Source organism: Methanobrevibacter cuticularis, assembly GCF_001639285.1.
GTDB lineage: Archaea > Methanobacteriota > Methanobacteria > Methanobacteriales > Methanobacteriaceae > Methanobaculum > Methanobaculum cuticulare.
Map to the genome: position 1 here is coordinate 1 of NZ_LWMW01000090.1, position 17251 is coordinate 17251.

The following is a 17251-nucleotide window of genomic DNA, read 5'->3' on the forward strand; positions in this document are numbered from 1 at the left end:
TTCTTTTCACGTTTTTTAAAAAAATTGCGTGCCTACGGCACAATTATCATCAAAAAGCTGTTTAAAATACATTAAAATCAGCAACGATTTCTGCGAAAAAAATAACAACTAACATTTTGACAGTCTCATTATTTCTTTTATCTGTTTATTTTACTTATTTTTTTAAATAGCTAATTATTTTTTACTCATTTTCCTTTATTTTTTTTGTATTGGCGAAAATCTATTATTTTTTTACATTTTTTGAGTAGTTTCAGCACGTTTGTTGTTCAAAAATCGAATAAGATCTTTATTTAATCAAAAATATCTAAAAACAAATAATTATTTAACAAATGATAGTCATATAATTGTTGAAAACAGTTTTAGTATCATTAAAGTTTTTAAAAAAAGAAGTGAAAATTAATAGGATTTAGAATAATAATTATGAAACTTTATTAATTTAATCTAAAAAACTTAATATGTAATAATATTGTAAAAAGATTAGAGTTTATAAAATTAAAAATTAGAAAAATAAAAATTAAAAGTTTTTAGCGATTTATTTGTATTTTAAAAACATTTTTAAATGGGATTTTATATTTTTTAATAATACTATTCAAAAAATTCATATCATTATTTTTTTGATTATTTTAGGTTTTTGTATTTTAAGTTCTTTTTCATTTACTTGTTTATGATATATACATATATATTTATATATATTTTATTCAGTAATATTTATATAGTAGTGTATATAATAATGTTTAATTAAGTTATAATTAATAGTGATTGTTTCCTATATTATTAAATACTCCAAACATAATAGAACAATGAACCATAAAATGACCATGAGCCAAAATTAAAGGTTTATAATAAAAATAGAGGAAGTTGATTAAAATTAATAATAAATTTGAAAAGAGATTTTTAACAAGTAAAAAATTAATCATTATCACGGGTTTATTCTTAGTATTATTTTTTATTTCTATGTCTTCTGTTAATGCTACTGTAGTTTATGCGAACACAACTACTGCATTAGACTATCAGGTTGAACAAGTTTTAGATCCTGGTTATTCTGCAAATAACACCATTTATTTAGCTAATGGAACTTATTCTCAATGGCAGAGACATTTTAATATTGGTATCAACAAGAGTGTTACTTTCATTGGATCAGGTAATACTAGAATTCAGGGAAATGGTAATGATTGGTTATTTAATGTTAAATCAGGATATACGGTTTCTTTTATAAATATGACTTTTATTAATGGAAATGGGACAAGTTTTAATTTCGGTGGAGCTATAAACAACAATGGAGGAACTTTAACAGTTGAAAATTGTAAGTTCTACAATAATGCAGGCCGAGAAGGTGGTGCAATAAGAAGTGATTCATCATCAACAGTTAACATAATCAATTCAGAATTCATAAACAACACTGGACTTCGTGGAGGAGCCATATATTTAGTAAATGGTGGTTTAAATATTGAAAATTCCACTTTTATTAATAATTCGGCAAGTCAAGTTGGTGGTGCTGTTTGGAATGGTGGTATAAATGCTTCCATTACTAATTCTAGCTTTATTAATAACACAGCTACTGATAATGGTGGTGGTATTTTTAACTCAGGTAATATGAGTGTTTCAAGAAATACTATGGAAGGTAATACTGCTAATGCTTTCGGTAATGGGATTTATAATACTGGTAATATGGGTATCTTAAATCTAACTTACATTGGTAATAGTACTATACATAACATTATTGGATCGAATATTATTTTGTATGCTAATTTAACTGATGACATGGGTAATCCAATTACAGGGCAAGAAATTACATTCTATGTTAATGGAATATATTCTGGAAATGTTGCTATTATTGAAGGATATGCTAATTTAACATATATATCATCTGTTGGGGGTGATTTAATTGTTACTGGTGATTACACAGGGCATGATGGTTATGACATTACTGTTCTTAATGGTTCATTAAATAGATTTATTACTAATTCTACTGTTGTTGTTTCTAATGGTTCTAAGGTGGGTATTAATACTTTTATTTCTGGTGTTGTTTTTGATGAGAATGGAAAACCAGTAGTTAGTGCTCAACTTAGTGTTGGTGTTGATGGTGAGATTTATAATGTAACAACAGATTCAAATGGTGTTTGGAATTTAAATTATAGGCCAATTCATAATGGGACTTTTGTTGTTTCTGTTAGTTGGGTGGGTAATGATACATATTATGGTTTTGTGAATGGTACTAGTTTTAATGTTAGTAAGTTTATTGTTAATTCTACTGTTGTTGTTTCTAGTGGTTCTAAGGTGGGTATTAATGCTTCTGTTTCTGGTGTTGTTTTTGATGAGGATGGAAAACCAGTAGTTAGTGCTCAGCTTAGTGTTGGTGTTGTTGGTGAGATTTATAATGTGACAACAGACTTGAATGGTGCTTGGAATTTAAATTACGCACCAACTCATAATGGGACTTTTGTTGTTTCTGTTAGTTGGGTGGGTAATGATACATATTATGATTTTGTAAATAGCACTAGCTTTAATGTTAGTAAGATTATTACTAATTCTACTGTTGTTGTTTTTAATGGTTCTAAGGTGGGTATTAATGCTTCTGTTTCTGGTGTTGTTTTTGATGAGAATGGAAAACCAGTAGTTAGTGCTCAACTTAGTGTTGGTGTTGTTGGTGAGATTTATAATGTGACAACAGACTTGAATGGTGTTTGGAATTTAGCTTATAGGCCGATTCATAATGGGACTTTTGTTGTTTCTGTTAGTTGGGTGGGTAATGATACATATTATGGTTTTGTAAATAGTACTAGTTTTAATGTTAGTAAGATTATTACTAATTCTACTGTTGTTGTTTCTAGTGGTTCTAAGGTGGGTATTAATACTTTTATTTCTGGTGTTGTTTTTGATGAGGATGGAAAACCAGTAGTTAGTGCTCAGCTTAGTGTTGGTGTTGGTGGTGATATTTATAATGTGACTACAGACTTGAATGGTGCTTGGAATTTAGCTTATAGGCCGATTCATAATGGGACTTTTGTTGTTTCTGTTAGTTGGGTGGGTAATGATACATATTATGGTTTTGTGAATGGTACTAGTTTTAATGTTAGTAAACTTGTTGTTAATTCTACTATAGTTAATCCTAAAATTATTAAGCTTGGTAAAGCTATTAATATTACTGGTGTTTTAACAGATGAAAAAGGTAATATAGTAGCTAATACTCCAATTAATATTATTATAAGTGGTAATAGTTATAATTTAACAACAGATTCTGGTGGTGCTTGGAATTTAAATTACAAACCAAATATTATTGGGAAAGTTAACATTATTGTAAATTATAGTGGAACTGATAAATATACTGATTTTACTACTACTTCCTATTTTGAAGTTGAAAAAGATGTAATTAAAAAGAATAAAATATCATTATCTGCTCCAAAAATCAATCAAGGTACAAAAACAAATATAAAAATAACTTTAAAAGGATTTAATGGTAATTCATTAGTTAATAAAAAGGTTTCTCTAACTATAAATAAAAAAACATACACCAAAACCACTAACCGCAAAGGAATAGCTATTTTCAATATAGCTAATTTAAAAGGTGGGAAATATACTGTTCAAGCCGTATTTAATGATTCTAAGGGTTCACATGTTTCTGTTTCTAAAATTCAAATCGTTAAACCAAAAGTTGATTTATCAATAGTTAGCATTAAAAAAAGTAAAACTTCAAATAGACAGGTATTTAACTATGAGGTGGTTATTCAGAATAAAGGTAGTTTAAAGTCTAAAATCACAAATTTACATCTTTGGCATGTTAGAAATGCGTTTAAAACTAAAATTAAAAATGTTAAAGTGAAATCTCTCAAAGCCGGGGAAAAGACAACATTGATTATTAGTTATTATCCTGATAGCCAGTTACATAAATATTGTAAAACATATCTTTCTTTAAACCCTAAAAAAACTATGGATGAAATAACATATAAAAATAATTTAAAAATTGTTAAGTTGTAAAAATGTATTTATTATTTTTTATTTTTTAATTATTTTTTATCTTTTAGTTATCTTTTTTAGCTTTTATAGTCCTGAAAATAAAGTTTATAAGTAATGATATTTTTTAAAAACTTTTATATTCATTTACTTCTCAGTCTAAATAATTATAATATATATTTTTTTAATAATAAAATTATTAAAGATTATTTTAGAAATTAAAGATAATAACGACTTATATTTACGAAATAAATTAATATTCCAATAAACCATTGATTAGAATCTTTTCTTTCAGGACTATATTATTATTTATTAATTTTTTAATCTTTATTTATCTTTTAATTGTTTTTCATTATTTTTATTTTTCCTGGTTTAATTTGATTATATTATAGTATCTTACATTAAATTTTTAATTTTTATTTTAGTTAATTAACACACAACAATTAATGAAACAAAAAGAAAAAATGAATCGATTTTTTAGTGAATGTGGGGGAGAAATATAAAAATCAATAACATTAATAATAATAAGGTTAAACATTATTTTAATGGTTTAAGTGAAATTAGAAGGTTAAACATTATTTAATGGTTTAAGTGAAATTAAAATATTAAGGTCATTTTATAGCTATTGCTTTATAAATTTTATAATAAATTTTTACTTTTCTATTCTAGAACTTAAATTTGTATAAAAAGTAATTTTCTGATAATTCGATTGATTATTATAACCTATTTATGGAGGATGGGACTTATTGAAAAATTAATAAATTGGTGGACTTTAGAATGGTTGGATCTTGTAAATGATGAAGATTTACATAATCTATTTTTAGAAGGCAAAAACTATTACTTAAAGAAAGAGAAAAAACTAAAATATAAAATTGATAATAATGGAATTTCAGAAATACAAGAATACGATAGATCCTTTTTTGGATTTGATCATGATTTTTCAATTGTTTTTAAAAGTTTTGATAAAAAAACCTCAGAAAAAATAATGAATATTATATTGAACTCTCCTTTTAATTTAATGGATTTATTAAATAATAAATTCTCACAATCATTAAATGATGAGTTTCTAGAGAATGGAATTCATTTGATTCCTAAATCAATTAATGATTTAACTTTTAATGGTTACAATGGAAAAAAATATTCAATTGAAACAATGAGTATGTTTTATTTCTTTTCATTAAAAATCAATGAAGACCCTCTTTTACTTTTCAAAGTTCGCAATATTGATTTATCTATAATTTTCAATGAATATAATTCTATAAATGGAATTAAAAATTTAACAACCACTATTAGTAATTATAATGCTCAAAATGATGATAATTTAAAAATAAATGGTTCTAAAAATAGAAATAAGAAAAATATAATGAAGAATGAGAGAAAAAATAAGGAAATCTTTGAAAATACTCTAAATCTAATAGATTTTAATCAAATTCCTTACTCTAAGGATAGAATAGATATATTACTTGAGAGTAAACCAGTTTTTTTTAAATTAGATTTTAAAAATTTATTTCTTAGAAAATTAATTAGTTTATCAAGATTTAAAAATAATATTGAAAGTAATGATAAATCAAAGTTTGACTTAAATGTTTTTACCAATGATTCTGATGTTGAATCGACTTATAAAGATAAAACCACAAAAAATATTCTATTTTATAACAAATGGGGTAAAAATAATAACTTTAGTAAAACACGCATTAAAGTTGATAAAAATTATAATTTAAAATCAATTAATGAGTTTAGTCATGATTATAAAACTCATCATATGTTTTTTAATTTTTTTCATGAAGTCCCATGGTGGATTATTAGAAAATATGATTACAAAATACAATACATTTATGTTATTTATCAATTTACCTTAAATCTTTTAGAAAAAATAGCTATCTGTCCCGAATTATTAGAAAATAATGGAAAATATTTAATTCGATGGATTCCAGCATTGTTTGTGAAAGAAGTCAAAAACATTTTTGAAAAATTAGCAGAATCATGTCCTAATGACTTGGTTTTATTTGATGATAAATTAATATCTTCACAAGAACAAATAAAAATAATTATAAGTTTTTTTATTAAGGATATAATGACTAATACTATCCTTGAAACTAGAAGTAATCCTTCATTTAACAATATTTATAGCTTATTCTTTTCTTCTAAACTTACAGAAATTTCAAATGAAGAAGTAAATCAAATTGAAAAATGGATTTTTAATTTATCTTCATTGAAAAATAAGCATGAAATATTTTTATCAGTATCTGATGGAGACCATGATGATTTTAACATAGACTTACAATTTATTAATGATCATAGTGATGATAATAATAGTCATGATTCTGTAGACGATGATTTTTCTCCCATTAAAGAAAAAATTGGAAACTTAGATAAAGAGTATAAATTTAGAATATTTTCTGATTTATATCTATTGGAAAGCTATTTTCACAACATAAAAGAATTAATAGATAAAAATAAGAGAATAAATTTAACTAATGAAGAATTTGCTGATTTTTACTTAAACACAATTCCATTATTGGAATATTTAAACTTTAATATCAAACTACCAAAAAATTTGAAAAATGTTATAAAACCGAAACTTGTCATTAATATGATGGCTAAACATCAGTCTTTAAATAAAGAAAGTCTTCTAAATCTAGAAAATCTTGTTGATTTTGATTGGAAGGTAGCTATTGCTGATAAAGAGTTAAGTCTCAGAGAATTTAAAAAACTTGTTAAAAAATCTTCAATGTTTGTGAAAATAGACAATAAAAATTATGTTATTGATTCAATTAGCTCTGATAAAATATCTAATCGAATTAAAAATATCCCTAATAAAATTAAACATAACCATCTACTACAAACAGTTTTAACTTCAAAGTATATGGATAATGAAGTTGAGATAGATAAAAATATATTAAATGTATTGGATGAAATAAAAAATTATAAAGATATAACAATACCAGAGAATTTAAATGGTGTTTTAAGACCTTATCAATACAGAGGCTTTTCATGGTTGGTTCAAAACATATCTATTGGATTTGGAAGCATTTTAGCTGATGACATGGGACTTGGGAAGACTTTACAAGTTTTAACATCAATACTACACTTTAAAAACAATGGATTTTTAAAAGATAAAAAAATATTAATAATTGTTCCAACAGCTATTCTTTTTAACTGGCAAAAAGAAATAGAGCATTTTACACCAACTTTGAGCTTTAATATTTTTCACAGTCAAAATAAGACTATAAATCCTGATGTAGACATAATCATAACATCTTATGGGATGGTTAGAGCTAATTTTGATAGTTTTAATAATGTTGACTGGTTTATGATTGTAGTAGATGAAGCTCAAAACATTAAAAATCCAAACACTAAACAAACTAAAATTATTAAACAATTAAACTCTGATTGTAAAATAGCTTTAACAGGAACTCCAGTTGAAAACTGCTTAACTGACTACTGGAGTATCTTTGATTTTGTAAATAATGGTTATTTAGATGGATTGAAAAATTTCAAGCAGAATTATGTAAATTTTATTGAAAAAGATAGGGATTATCAAACTTTAGAAAAGTTTAAAAAAATAACATCTCCTTTTATTTTAAGGCGATTAAAAACAGATAAATCTATAATAAATGACCTACCTGACAAAATTGTCACTGAATGTTTATGTCCACTAAATAAAGAGCAAACTGCTTTATATCAAGATGTAATTGATAAAACTTTAGAAAATTTGGAAACTTCCTCAGGAATTGAGAGAAAAGGTTTGGTTTTTAAGTTAATCAACTCACTTAAGCAAATATGTAACCATCCATCACATTTTACAAAATCAGACTCTTTTAGCATTGAAGAATCTGGAAAAATGGAAATGTTAGTTGATATTTTAGAAAATACAGAAGAAAATAATGAAAAAATCATTATTTTCACACAGTTTGTTCAAATGGGTAATATTATTGTTGAACTTTTAAAAAATAACTTTAAAACGGATGTAATGTTTTATCATGGTAGTTTGAATCGTAAAGTTCGAGATCAAATCATCAATGACTTCCAAAATGATGAAAATAAGAGAATTTTAATTATTTCATTAAAAGCAGGAGGGACTGGCCTTAACTTAACAGCAGCTAACCATGTTGTTCATTTTGATCTGTGGTGGAATCCTGCTGTTGAAAATCAGGCAACAGACCGTGTTTTTAGAATAGGTCAGAAAGATAATGTATTTGTATATAGATTTATAACAAATGGAACATTTGAAGAGAAAATTAACCAAATGTTATCTAATAAAAGAGAACTAGCTGAAATGACAGTAGGTACAGATGAAAAATTCGTAACTGAAATGTCAAACACTGAACTTCAAGAATTATTAAACTTAAAAGTCTAAATTCTATGATTTAATTTTAAAAGTTCTTAATTTAAACATTATTCAGTTTTCGATTGTTATAGTGAGATTGTCATTGTTTAAAAAACTAGTTCATTTTTTTAAAAAAAATCTATCTAAAATCTAAATGTTTTTAAATAAACATTCAGATATTTTAATTTTTAAATCAAATTAATGCTCTAATTTGAAACCATTAATTATAAACTTTAAATAATATAATTAAATAAATAATAACCATAATATTATGATTGATAGTTTAATAGCTCCTATATTTTTTAATAGAGATAACATATATTTATATTAGAAAATTATTTATTAAATTATTTATTATATTATTCACTAAATTATTTACTAAAATATTTTAAATTATTTATTAAATTATTTATTATATTATTCACTAAATTATTTACTAAAATATTTTAAATTATTCACTAAATTATTTATTATATTATTCACTAAATTATTTATTAAATTATTTATTATATTATTCACTAAATTATTTACTAAATTATTTATTAAATTATTCACTAAATTATTCCGTAATATTTGACTCATTATATTAACTTGCATTTAAAATAGATTGTTAGTGATAAAATGTATAAAAACAAAAGTTTAGATGATTTTGAGTTATGGTGTCCTATTTGTGGCAGAAAAACTATAAGAAAATCAATATATCATTGCAAATTTATTTTATGTGAAAACTTTCTAAACTGTAATTATTTTAAAATCATTGAAACAAATCAGGATCATGGAATAACAAATAATGAGGAATGTAAACTAAGACTAAAACAATTCATTAAAGAGGAAATCCAAAAACACAAGAAAAATATGAATATTAATAATAAAGGAGAAAAACCTCAATACACTCTTAAAGAAAATGAAATAGCTATTGATAAAAATACTGAATTCAATGATATAAATCTGATTAAAAGTTTGATAGAAAAAAATAGAAAAGAAAAAACAAAAATCGAGATATTGAGAGAAGAAAGTAGGAGGAAAAGAAACTTACAAAAAAATAGAAGGTTTAGAAGAAGACATGAAAGACAAAAGGAAAAAATTAAAGAAAGAAATGAGATAAAAAGAAAAGAAGAAGAAAAAGTCAAAAAAGAGGAACTTTTAAAGCAAGAAAAGGCCAGAAAAAGATTTAGAAATAAGTATGAATCTTTATTTAATACTAAGCAATTAGCTATTGAAAAGATGAATAATAGCTATTTCACTGATGAAGAGATTGATATAGGTTTGCAAGAATATGAAAAAGAACAAATACTAATTAAAAAAGAGCTACAAGCTGAAAAAGAAGCAGAAAAAAGAGAAACATTAAAAAAGTTAGTAAGAAAATTGTGACTTACTAGAAACAGCTATTATATCTACTTTTACATTTTTCTATTCTCTTTAAAACAAATATTTAACAATGATTATTTTCAAAATAAATATTTAACATGGTTATTTTCAAAATAAATATTTAACATGGTTATTTTCAAAATAAAAACAATGATTATTTTCAAAATAAATATTTAACAATAATTAAAAAATAATTAAATAAAATTGATTAAGGAGATAATTATGGAAAGATTAACTGATTTAATAGGTATTGGTAAAGTTTTAGAAAGTCAATTGAATGAAGTTGGAATTACAACTAAAAAAGAGTTAGAAGAAGTCGGAGCTATTGAAACATGGATAAAAATTAAAAAAAATGTTCCATCATCATGTAGTTATAAATTAAGAGTACTTGAAGGAGCAATACAAGGCATAAATAGTAGTGACCTTGATGAAAACACGGAAAAATCATTAAAAGAATTCTATGACAAATTTAAACAAGAAAATAAAAAAATATGAATCTTAAAATTTTGCTTTTAGAATTATTTCCTAGCTTTTGTAAAAAATAAATTAAATTTCATAGTTTTCTATTTTTCTATGATTGTGTATTTTCATAAAACAAAGTAATAACCACATTGAAAATAAAGATGATGCCTAAAAAACCTTCAAAAAATGAAAAAAATCCACTTTTATAATTATTTATATCATAAAAATATAATAAGAATAGGTGTGTTTTAATGACTTCAAATGTGTATTTCTCAAATTTAAGAGCTAGAAGTGATGATAATAATAAAGGAAATAAATTAGTTAAGCTATTTAAAAAGGCTAAATTTAATGAATTGTTCGATGAAAAGGATTTAATTGGGTTGAAAATACATTTTGGTGAGCGTGGAAATGATTCATACATCTCTCCCACTCTTATAAGATATGTTGTTGATGAAATTAAGAAAACAGGGGCTAATCCTTTTTTAACAGATACTAATACACTTTATCATGGTATGAGACATGATTCTGTAAATCATTTTATAACAGCTATTTTAAATGGATTTTCTTATTCTGTAGTTGAAGCTCCTATTATAATAGCTGATGGTCTGAGTAGTGAAAATGAGGTCTTGGTGGATATTAATCAGAAACATGTAAAGAGTGCTAAAATCGCGGGAGATATTATAAACGCAGATGGATTGCTTGTAGCAAGTCATTTTAAGGGGCATGGTTTAAGTGGTTTTGGAGGGGCTGTTAAGAATTTAGCTATGGGCTGTGCAACAATAGCTGGTAAATTAGAGCAACATGAGTGTGCTAAACCTATAATGACTGAAGATTGCATTAATTGTGGAGTTTGTTTTAAAGTTTGTCCTGTTGATGCAATAGCTAAAGAGTATGTTGAAGTAAAACAAGATTATGAGTATTCTATTGTATATGATAAATGTATTGCTTGTATGAACTGTTGGGATGGTTGTCCTGAAGAATCAATAGATTTGGATTGGGAAAAAGAAATACCTGAATTTATAGAACGTATGGCAGAGTATGCTTTAGCTTCAGTGAAAGGAAAATCTAAGAAAGTTGGGTATATTAATTTTTTAACAAATATCACTCCTGACTGTGATTGTGTTCCATGGAGTGATGCTCCAATTGTCCCTGATATTGGATTTTTAGCCTCTTCTGATCCTGTAGCTATTGATGCTGCAAGTGTTCATCTTATTAACCAACAAAAAGGTAATTCTGATTCCATGCTTCATAAAAATTGTGGTCATGGTGAGGATAAGTTCCAAGGTGTTTGGGAAAATGTAGATGGCACTCAGCTATTAAGATATAGTGAAAAAATTGGTTTAGGTTCTCAAGATTTTCGTTTGATTGAAATATAATCTTTTCTTAAGAAAATTTATGAATTTAATTATTAAAATAAACATTAAGGGAGTGTTTCATAAGTCACTTTTTTAGATATTTTCATGGAATTAATTTCCATATAAATCATTTAAATATTAAATAATTGATAAAATATGTATTGATGACTATAATAAATTAATTATTTTATTTAATTCAACTTTAAAGAGTGTATATTATTTTAAATTTAAATTATAGATTTTATAAATATTATTTTTAAGAAATAAAATAATATATGTATTCATATAATATTTAAAGATTTTAAATGCGAAATATTTTTATTAAATTTTTTAAAAATCTTAATTATGAAACACTTTCATTAATTTAATTTTTTCTAAATAATTTTTTTAGTCATTTAAAAATAATAATTTTTTTCAGTCATTTAAAAATTATTTTTATTAAAACTATTAATATGATTATTTCAGCAGCTATTTTACCATTTATTACATATATTACTTTATTTTGAACTTTAGCAAAAATCTCTTGTTATTTGAGGAGTATTATTGTAATCTTTATATGTTTATAATATTTATTAATTCTATTTTAAGGTTAATAATAAATTGCTATGGATTTTGCATTGTGTTTTTCCTTCTTAATTCTCACTATTTTTATATCTAAATGATTGAAAACGCATGAATGATTATTTACTCAAATAATTCCAAGTTTTTTAGGTTCAATTTCATCAATTCTTTTGTCTTTGAAAATAAGAGGAAATTATATGAAACAGAATTTTTCAAATCTTACTAATTTTTAGTTTTTAACGAAATTTTACACTTGAAATGCCTTGTTTGGTTTTATTGTCTTGTAAGGATTCTATTTTTTCGAATTTAGGTAAAATTTATACATAAATATCCAACAAAGTGGAACAATAATACAGTAAAACAAAACCATACGAAATCAAAAGAAAATACAAAACAATAAATGGAATACTGGAATATCTAGTACTCAACATGCCCCAAACAACCAATATAAAAAAAAGTCCACAATTTTTTACAACCTCCTTATTTAATAATGTTTATATATTATTAATACATAATCATTATTAATAATTACATATAATTAGTATTTATTATGACGAACAGTTTATTATTGGAATTATTGTGAGTTTGGATTGGAAGATGTAAGTATGTATATGAAAAAACTTTGTAGATTTGTTTTTTTATTATTATTTTTTGTGGTTTTTCTTTCTTCCTCTTGTGTTTTTTCTGCCAGTTTTTCTGATGTTCAAAGTGCTGTGGATTCTGCAAGTTCTGGAAATATTATTAGTTTGAGTAATACGACTTATGAAGGGTCTGGTACTCAAATTTTGATTACTAAGAGTTTAACTATTCAGGGTTCTAGTGGTCAGTATGTTACTTTGGATGCTAAAGGTCAAAGTAGGATTGTTAGGATAGATGAGGGTGTTGATGTTACTTTTAGGCGTGTTATTTTTGTTAATGGTGCTTCGGGAACTGGTGTAGGATCAGCTATTCGTTCTCAAGGTAAGCTCACGGTTGAAGATTGTATTTTTAGGAATAATCATGGTGAGAGTGGAGGTGCAATATTTTTAGCTCCTGAAGCTTCATATTCTACTATTGTTAATTCTAGTTTTATTTCTAACGCTGGTAATCAAGCAGGAGATGATGATTGGGTAGAAGGAGGAGCAATAGATTCTCATGCTAACTATACAACAATAATGGGGTGCTATTTTGATGGTAATAGTGCTCTTGATGTGGGAGGTGCGATTAATTTTGCATCACAAACTTGGGGACATAGATTATCTGATTGTAATTTTGTTAATAACTATGCAGGAATTGGTGGAGTCATAAGGATAACATTAACTAATATAATTATAGAAAACTGTAATTTCACATCTAACCATGCTGATAATGGTGGTGGGGCAATTTATATAAGGGATTCCAATGTAACTATTATAGAATCCAGATTCATAAATAATGTTGCAGCATCTAATGGTGGCGCCATATGGGACACAGATCAAGACAACATAGCTAACTATTTAAATATTTCTTCAACTAGTTTTACAAGAAACAAAGCTACTAATGGTGGAGCTATTTACTCAGATGAGAACTTAAATATTAAACCTAAGACAGAATTTAGCAATAACTCAGTAACATCCAATGGTGGAGCTATTTGCATCTCATCTAATGCTAGGTTTTTAAATATTTCTAATTCCAATTTCAACAATAATTCTGCAAACAATAGTGGAGCAGTCTATTCATCTACAACTTTAAGCCTTTCTTCCTCTACTTTTACTAATAATCGTGGAAATTTAGGTAATACTGGTGGAGTATATGCTTCACAAGTATCACTTCTTAAAGATAACACATTCACAATCAACACAGGCCATGCTATCTCAATGAGTGGAAATAATTTAATCATTCAAAACAATTCATTTAAAAATAATACTGGATATGCAATTAGAGCAATAATCCTTATTAATTCTAATATCCACAATAATACTTTTTCTAGTAATGGGGGAACTGCATTTTCTGCAACTGGGTCCAATAATAGAATTTATAACAATATTTTCTCAAACAATGGATTAGGAATCAGTGTTACAGGTAATAATACAAATATTTCTAACAATAATATTTCAGGTAATAATTTAGAAGCTATATACATATTAGGAAATGGTGCACATGTTTATTCTAATATTATTCAAGGAAATGGGAGAAATGCAGTTTACATCAGGGGGAATAATGCTTTAGTTGAACATAATACTTGCACCAGTAATGCTGCAACAGGATTCACTGTGATTTCAATTTCAGGTAACTCCGCTACAGTTAGGAGTAATAATATTTCTAATAATAAGTATCGCGGTATTCAAATAACAGGAGATAATGCAATCATAAATAACAATGTTTTAGAATATAATAAAGATACTCAAGTGTTAGTTTCAGGTAACAATGTTAATTTTAGTTACAATAACGTTTCTGGTGGCAATTCAGGTATTTTCATTAAAGGTGAGAATTCTTTAGTAGTTGGAAATCTATTGAAAAATAACAGAAACAATCAAATATCAATCACGGGAAATAACTCGATTATAAAAACTAATAATATTTTCAATGGAAATGGAAATGGAATTAAGATTGTAGGTAATAATAACGAAATTTCATCTAATGTTATACAAGAAAATAGTTTAACAGGTATTATTACAAATGGAAAAAATAACAAAATACTAAATAATACAGTTAAGTATAACAAAAAGTATGGAATTTATTCAACAGGAAATAATGGATTGATTAATTATAATACTGTAAATAATAATGGTTTAAGTGGTATTTATGCAAAAGGAAGTAACCTAAAAATAAGTAAAAATAATATTCATAAAAATAAAGATAACGGAATTGCTTTAACTGGAAGCAAATCACAAATAAACAATAATAAGTTAACTGAAAACTTTAAAAATGCTATTACAGGTAAAGGAAACACAAATAATTTTTATAGTAACGATATAACTGCTAATTCAGTTAAGAAGTCTCACTGTGCTATTTATTTTAAAGGGAACAATAATAATTATAAAAATAACAATATTCGAGATAATGGATTTCATGGTATTCATGCAATAGGAAATGGAAACAAAATACTTTCCAACTACTTAAAGAATAACAGAGACACACAAATAGTAATAGAAGGAAACAATAATATTGTAAAAGATGATAAACTGTATAATGGTGGAGGAGCTGGAATAGCTATATATGGCTACAAAAATGAAGTATCAAAGAATATTGTAAGTAAAAACAAAAAGGCAGGAATCTTTTTAAAAGGCAATTCTAACATCTTAAAAAATAATTTTGTACAATATGGCAATATGGGGATCCAATTAGATGGTTCTAAAAATAAAAATTTACAGAATACTATAAGGGGAAATAATTATGGTATATATCATACAAAAGGATCCGATGATAACTATAATTATAATTACATTGTGAGTAATAAAAAATATAATCTATATCGTTCAAGTGGCTCTTTAAATGCAGAATATAACTGGTGGGGACAAAATAAAATAGCCAAGGTTAAAAATGCTAATATAAAAAGGTATGTTATAGCAAAATTAGCTTTACCTAGTGATAAATATTTAAAACTCAATAAATCTTACAAAATATCTTTAATTTTAAAAGATGATAAAAATAAAGTATTAAAAGCCATTATCCCTTCTACAAAAGCTAAATTTAACTTTAAAGGAAAAATAGGAAAAAAATGGGCTAATGGGCCAGTATCTCCTAAAAATTCAACTTTATCAAAAAACACAGTAAAAACATCCATAAAAACAGGAAAAAAATACTTACTATATCATTTCACAGCAAAAATAGATAATCAAAAATTAACAAAAACATTCTATCCTCCATGTGACCTGAAAATTAGAATAATAGCTATTTCTAATCCTATAGCTCAAGGAACTATGGCAAATTACTATTTTTATCTTGAAAATAAAGGACCTGGAAAAGCATATAACATTTCTGTATCTTTTAAAACACCAAAACTAGAAAAGATATATTACAGTTTAAATGGTGTTAAATGGAATAAGCTAAATAACTTTATAAAATTATCTAGCTTAGCACCAAACAGAACTAAAACAATATATGTTCGAGGTCTTTTAGAATCAAAATTTATAGGGACTTTTAAAGCCACAATTAAAGTTTCGAATTCTATACATGACTTAAATTTTAAAAACAATGAGCATAGTGTTAAATTAGCTGTTAAAAAATTATTGCTTAAAAATGTTGGGGTATATAAAAATAACAATTATTGTGGTCCTACTTCTTTACAATTTTTACTAACAAAGAAAGGTATTAATGTTAAAATATTAACCTTAATTAATGAATTGAAGTTAAAAGATGGAAGTACATCTTTTTATAACATGATTAAGACTACTGCCGGTTATGGAATCACTCTTTATGGTGTTAAGTTATCGACTAACCAAATTAAAGCAGGAGATATTGCACTTATAAATATTGGTGGAACAGGACATTATATCAATGTAATAGGAGTTAATAAATATTATATAATCTTTGTTGATCCTACATGGGGCCCAATGATTTTAACTAAAGAAGAGTTTAATAAATATTACACTGGAAAAGCATTAACAACAAGAAAGGCAGGGAAACTGTTATCAAATAAGAATCTTAAAAAAACTGAAGGAAGTTTTTTACCACTATTGGCAGTAGCTGCATATGGTATTGTAGAACTCACTGTCCTTGTAGGGTCTATTGTTGCTGGTGCTGGTATAGGCTATGGTGTTTCTAAATATCAGCAACGTGTTAATAAAAATACTGTCCCTTATGGTGTAGGAAGGGGAACTTATGCAAGTCAGAATACTAGTGCTATAGATTTAATGATGTCTTATTTAAAAGGAAAAGGACCTATTAGTGATAAAGCACAACAAAGCAATGATGCACATTTATTTAGAAATTTTAATAGTGGAGGGTCACGTCCTAAGGATCCTAAAAAAATAATGGAACAAGTTAAAGAGAAACTAGAGAAAATGATTAAAGAAGACAATCTTAAAAGAAACCCAGCAAATTCATTGAAATTTTTTTCTGATTATAATACAGTTATGGAGTTTGGATTGGTACTAGCTATGGAGTCAACTTCAACTAAGTTCATAGCTTCTATTTTAGCAATTTTACTTTCTATCTCAGAAATGGTGGGTAAATTTTTACAACGACAAGAACTTAATGGAAATGATAATAAAACAAAAGAGGATAATAGGACTTCTAATAAAACAAAAAAATGAGGTTTTGT

General features: G+C 25.5%; 6 protein-coding genes. All 6 read left to right on the forward strand.

The genetic code is table 11. The features are described from left to right. Nucleotides 1–954: 954 nt before the first annotated feature. The 6 genes from MBCUT_RS03840 (at nucleotide 955) to MBCUT_RS03865 (ending at nucleotide 17243) form a co-directional block, all read left to right on the forward strand. Nucleotides 955–3975 carry a beta strand repeat-containing protein gene (locus MBCUT_RS03840; RefSeq protein ID WP_157082469.1) on the forward strand — a complete coding sequence of 1007 codons (3021 nt, stop codon included), beginning with the start codon at nucleotides 955–957 and terminating at the stop codon, nucleotides 3973–3975. 712 nt (nucleotides 3976–4687) lie between these two features. Further along, on the forward strand, nucleotides 4688–8311 hold the full coding sequence (locus MBCUT_RS03845) for a DEAD/DEAH box helicase (RefSeq protein ID WP_067259093.1): 3624 nt from the start codon (nucleotides 4688–4690) through the stop codon (nucleotides 8309–8311). Nucleotides 8312–8902: 591 nt separating this feature from the next. Further along, a complete protein-coding gene (locus MBCUT_RS03850; protein WP_067259095.1) occupies nucleotides 8903–9652 on the forward strand; it encodes a hypothetical protein in 750 nt (249 codons plus the stop codon). A 219-nt stretch (nucleotides 9653–9871) separates the two neighbouring features. Beyond that, complete coding sequence (locus tag MBCUT_RS03855; RefSeq protein ID WP_067259097.1) at nucleotides 9872–10144, forward strand: TfoX/Sxy family DNA transformation protein; 273 nt, start codon at nucleotides 9872–9874, stop codon at nucleotides 10142–10144. A gap of 218 nt (nucleotides 10145–10362) precedes the next feature. Continuing rightward, nucleotides 10363–11487, forward strand: coding sequence for a DUF362 domain-containing protein (locus tag MBCUT_RS03860; RefSeq protein WP_067259099.1), 1125 nt, complete (start codon nucleotides 10363–10365; stop codon nucleotides 11485–11487). A gap of 1145 nt (nucleotides 11488–12632) precedes the next feature. Then, the gene (locus MBCUT_RS03865) at nucleotides 12633–17243 is read left to right on the forward strand and encodes a right-handed parallel beta-helix repeat-containing protein (RefSeq protein WP_067259101.1); all 4611 of its coding nucleotides are present in this window, start codon (nucleotides 12633–12635) and stop codon (nucleotides 17241–17243) included. Nucleotides 17244–17251 lie beyond the last annotated feature (8 nt).

Excerpts from the sequence above, each read along its gene's own strand:
- MBCUT_RS03840 (WP_157082469.1), top strand. The coding sequence starts at position 955 with ATGTCTTCTGTTAATGCTACTGTAGTTTATGCGAACACAACTACTGCA.
- MBCUT_RS03865 (WP_067259101.1), top strand. The coding sequence starts at position 12,633 with ATGTATATGAAAAAACTTTGTAGATTTGTTTTTTTATTATTATTTTTT.
- MBCUT_RS03850 (WP_067259095.1), top strand. The coding sequence starts at position 8,903 with ATGTATAAAAACAAAAGTTTAGATGATTTTGAGTTATGGTGTCCTATT.
- MBCUT_RS03845 (WP_067259093.1), top strand. The coding sequence starts at position 4,688 with ATGGGACTTATTGAAAAATTAATAAATTGGTGGACTTTAGAATGGTTG.
- MBCUT_RS03860 (WP_067259099.1), top strand. The coding sequence starts at position 10,363 with ATGACTTCAAATGTGTATTTCTCAAATTTAAGAGCTAGAAGTGATGAT.
- MBCUT_RS03855 (WP_067259097.1), top strand. The coding sequence starts at position 9,872 with ATGGAAAGATTAACTGATTTAATAGGTATTGGTAAAGTTTTAGAAAGT.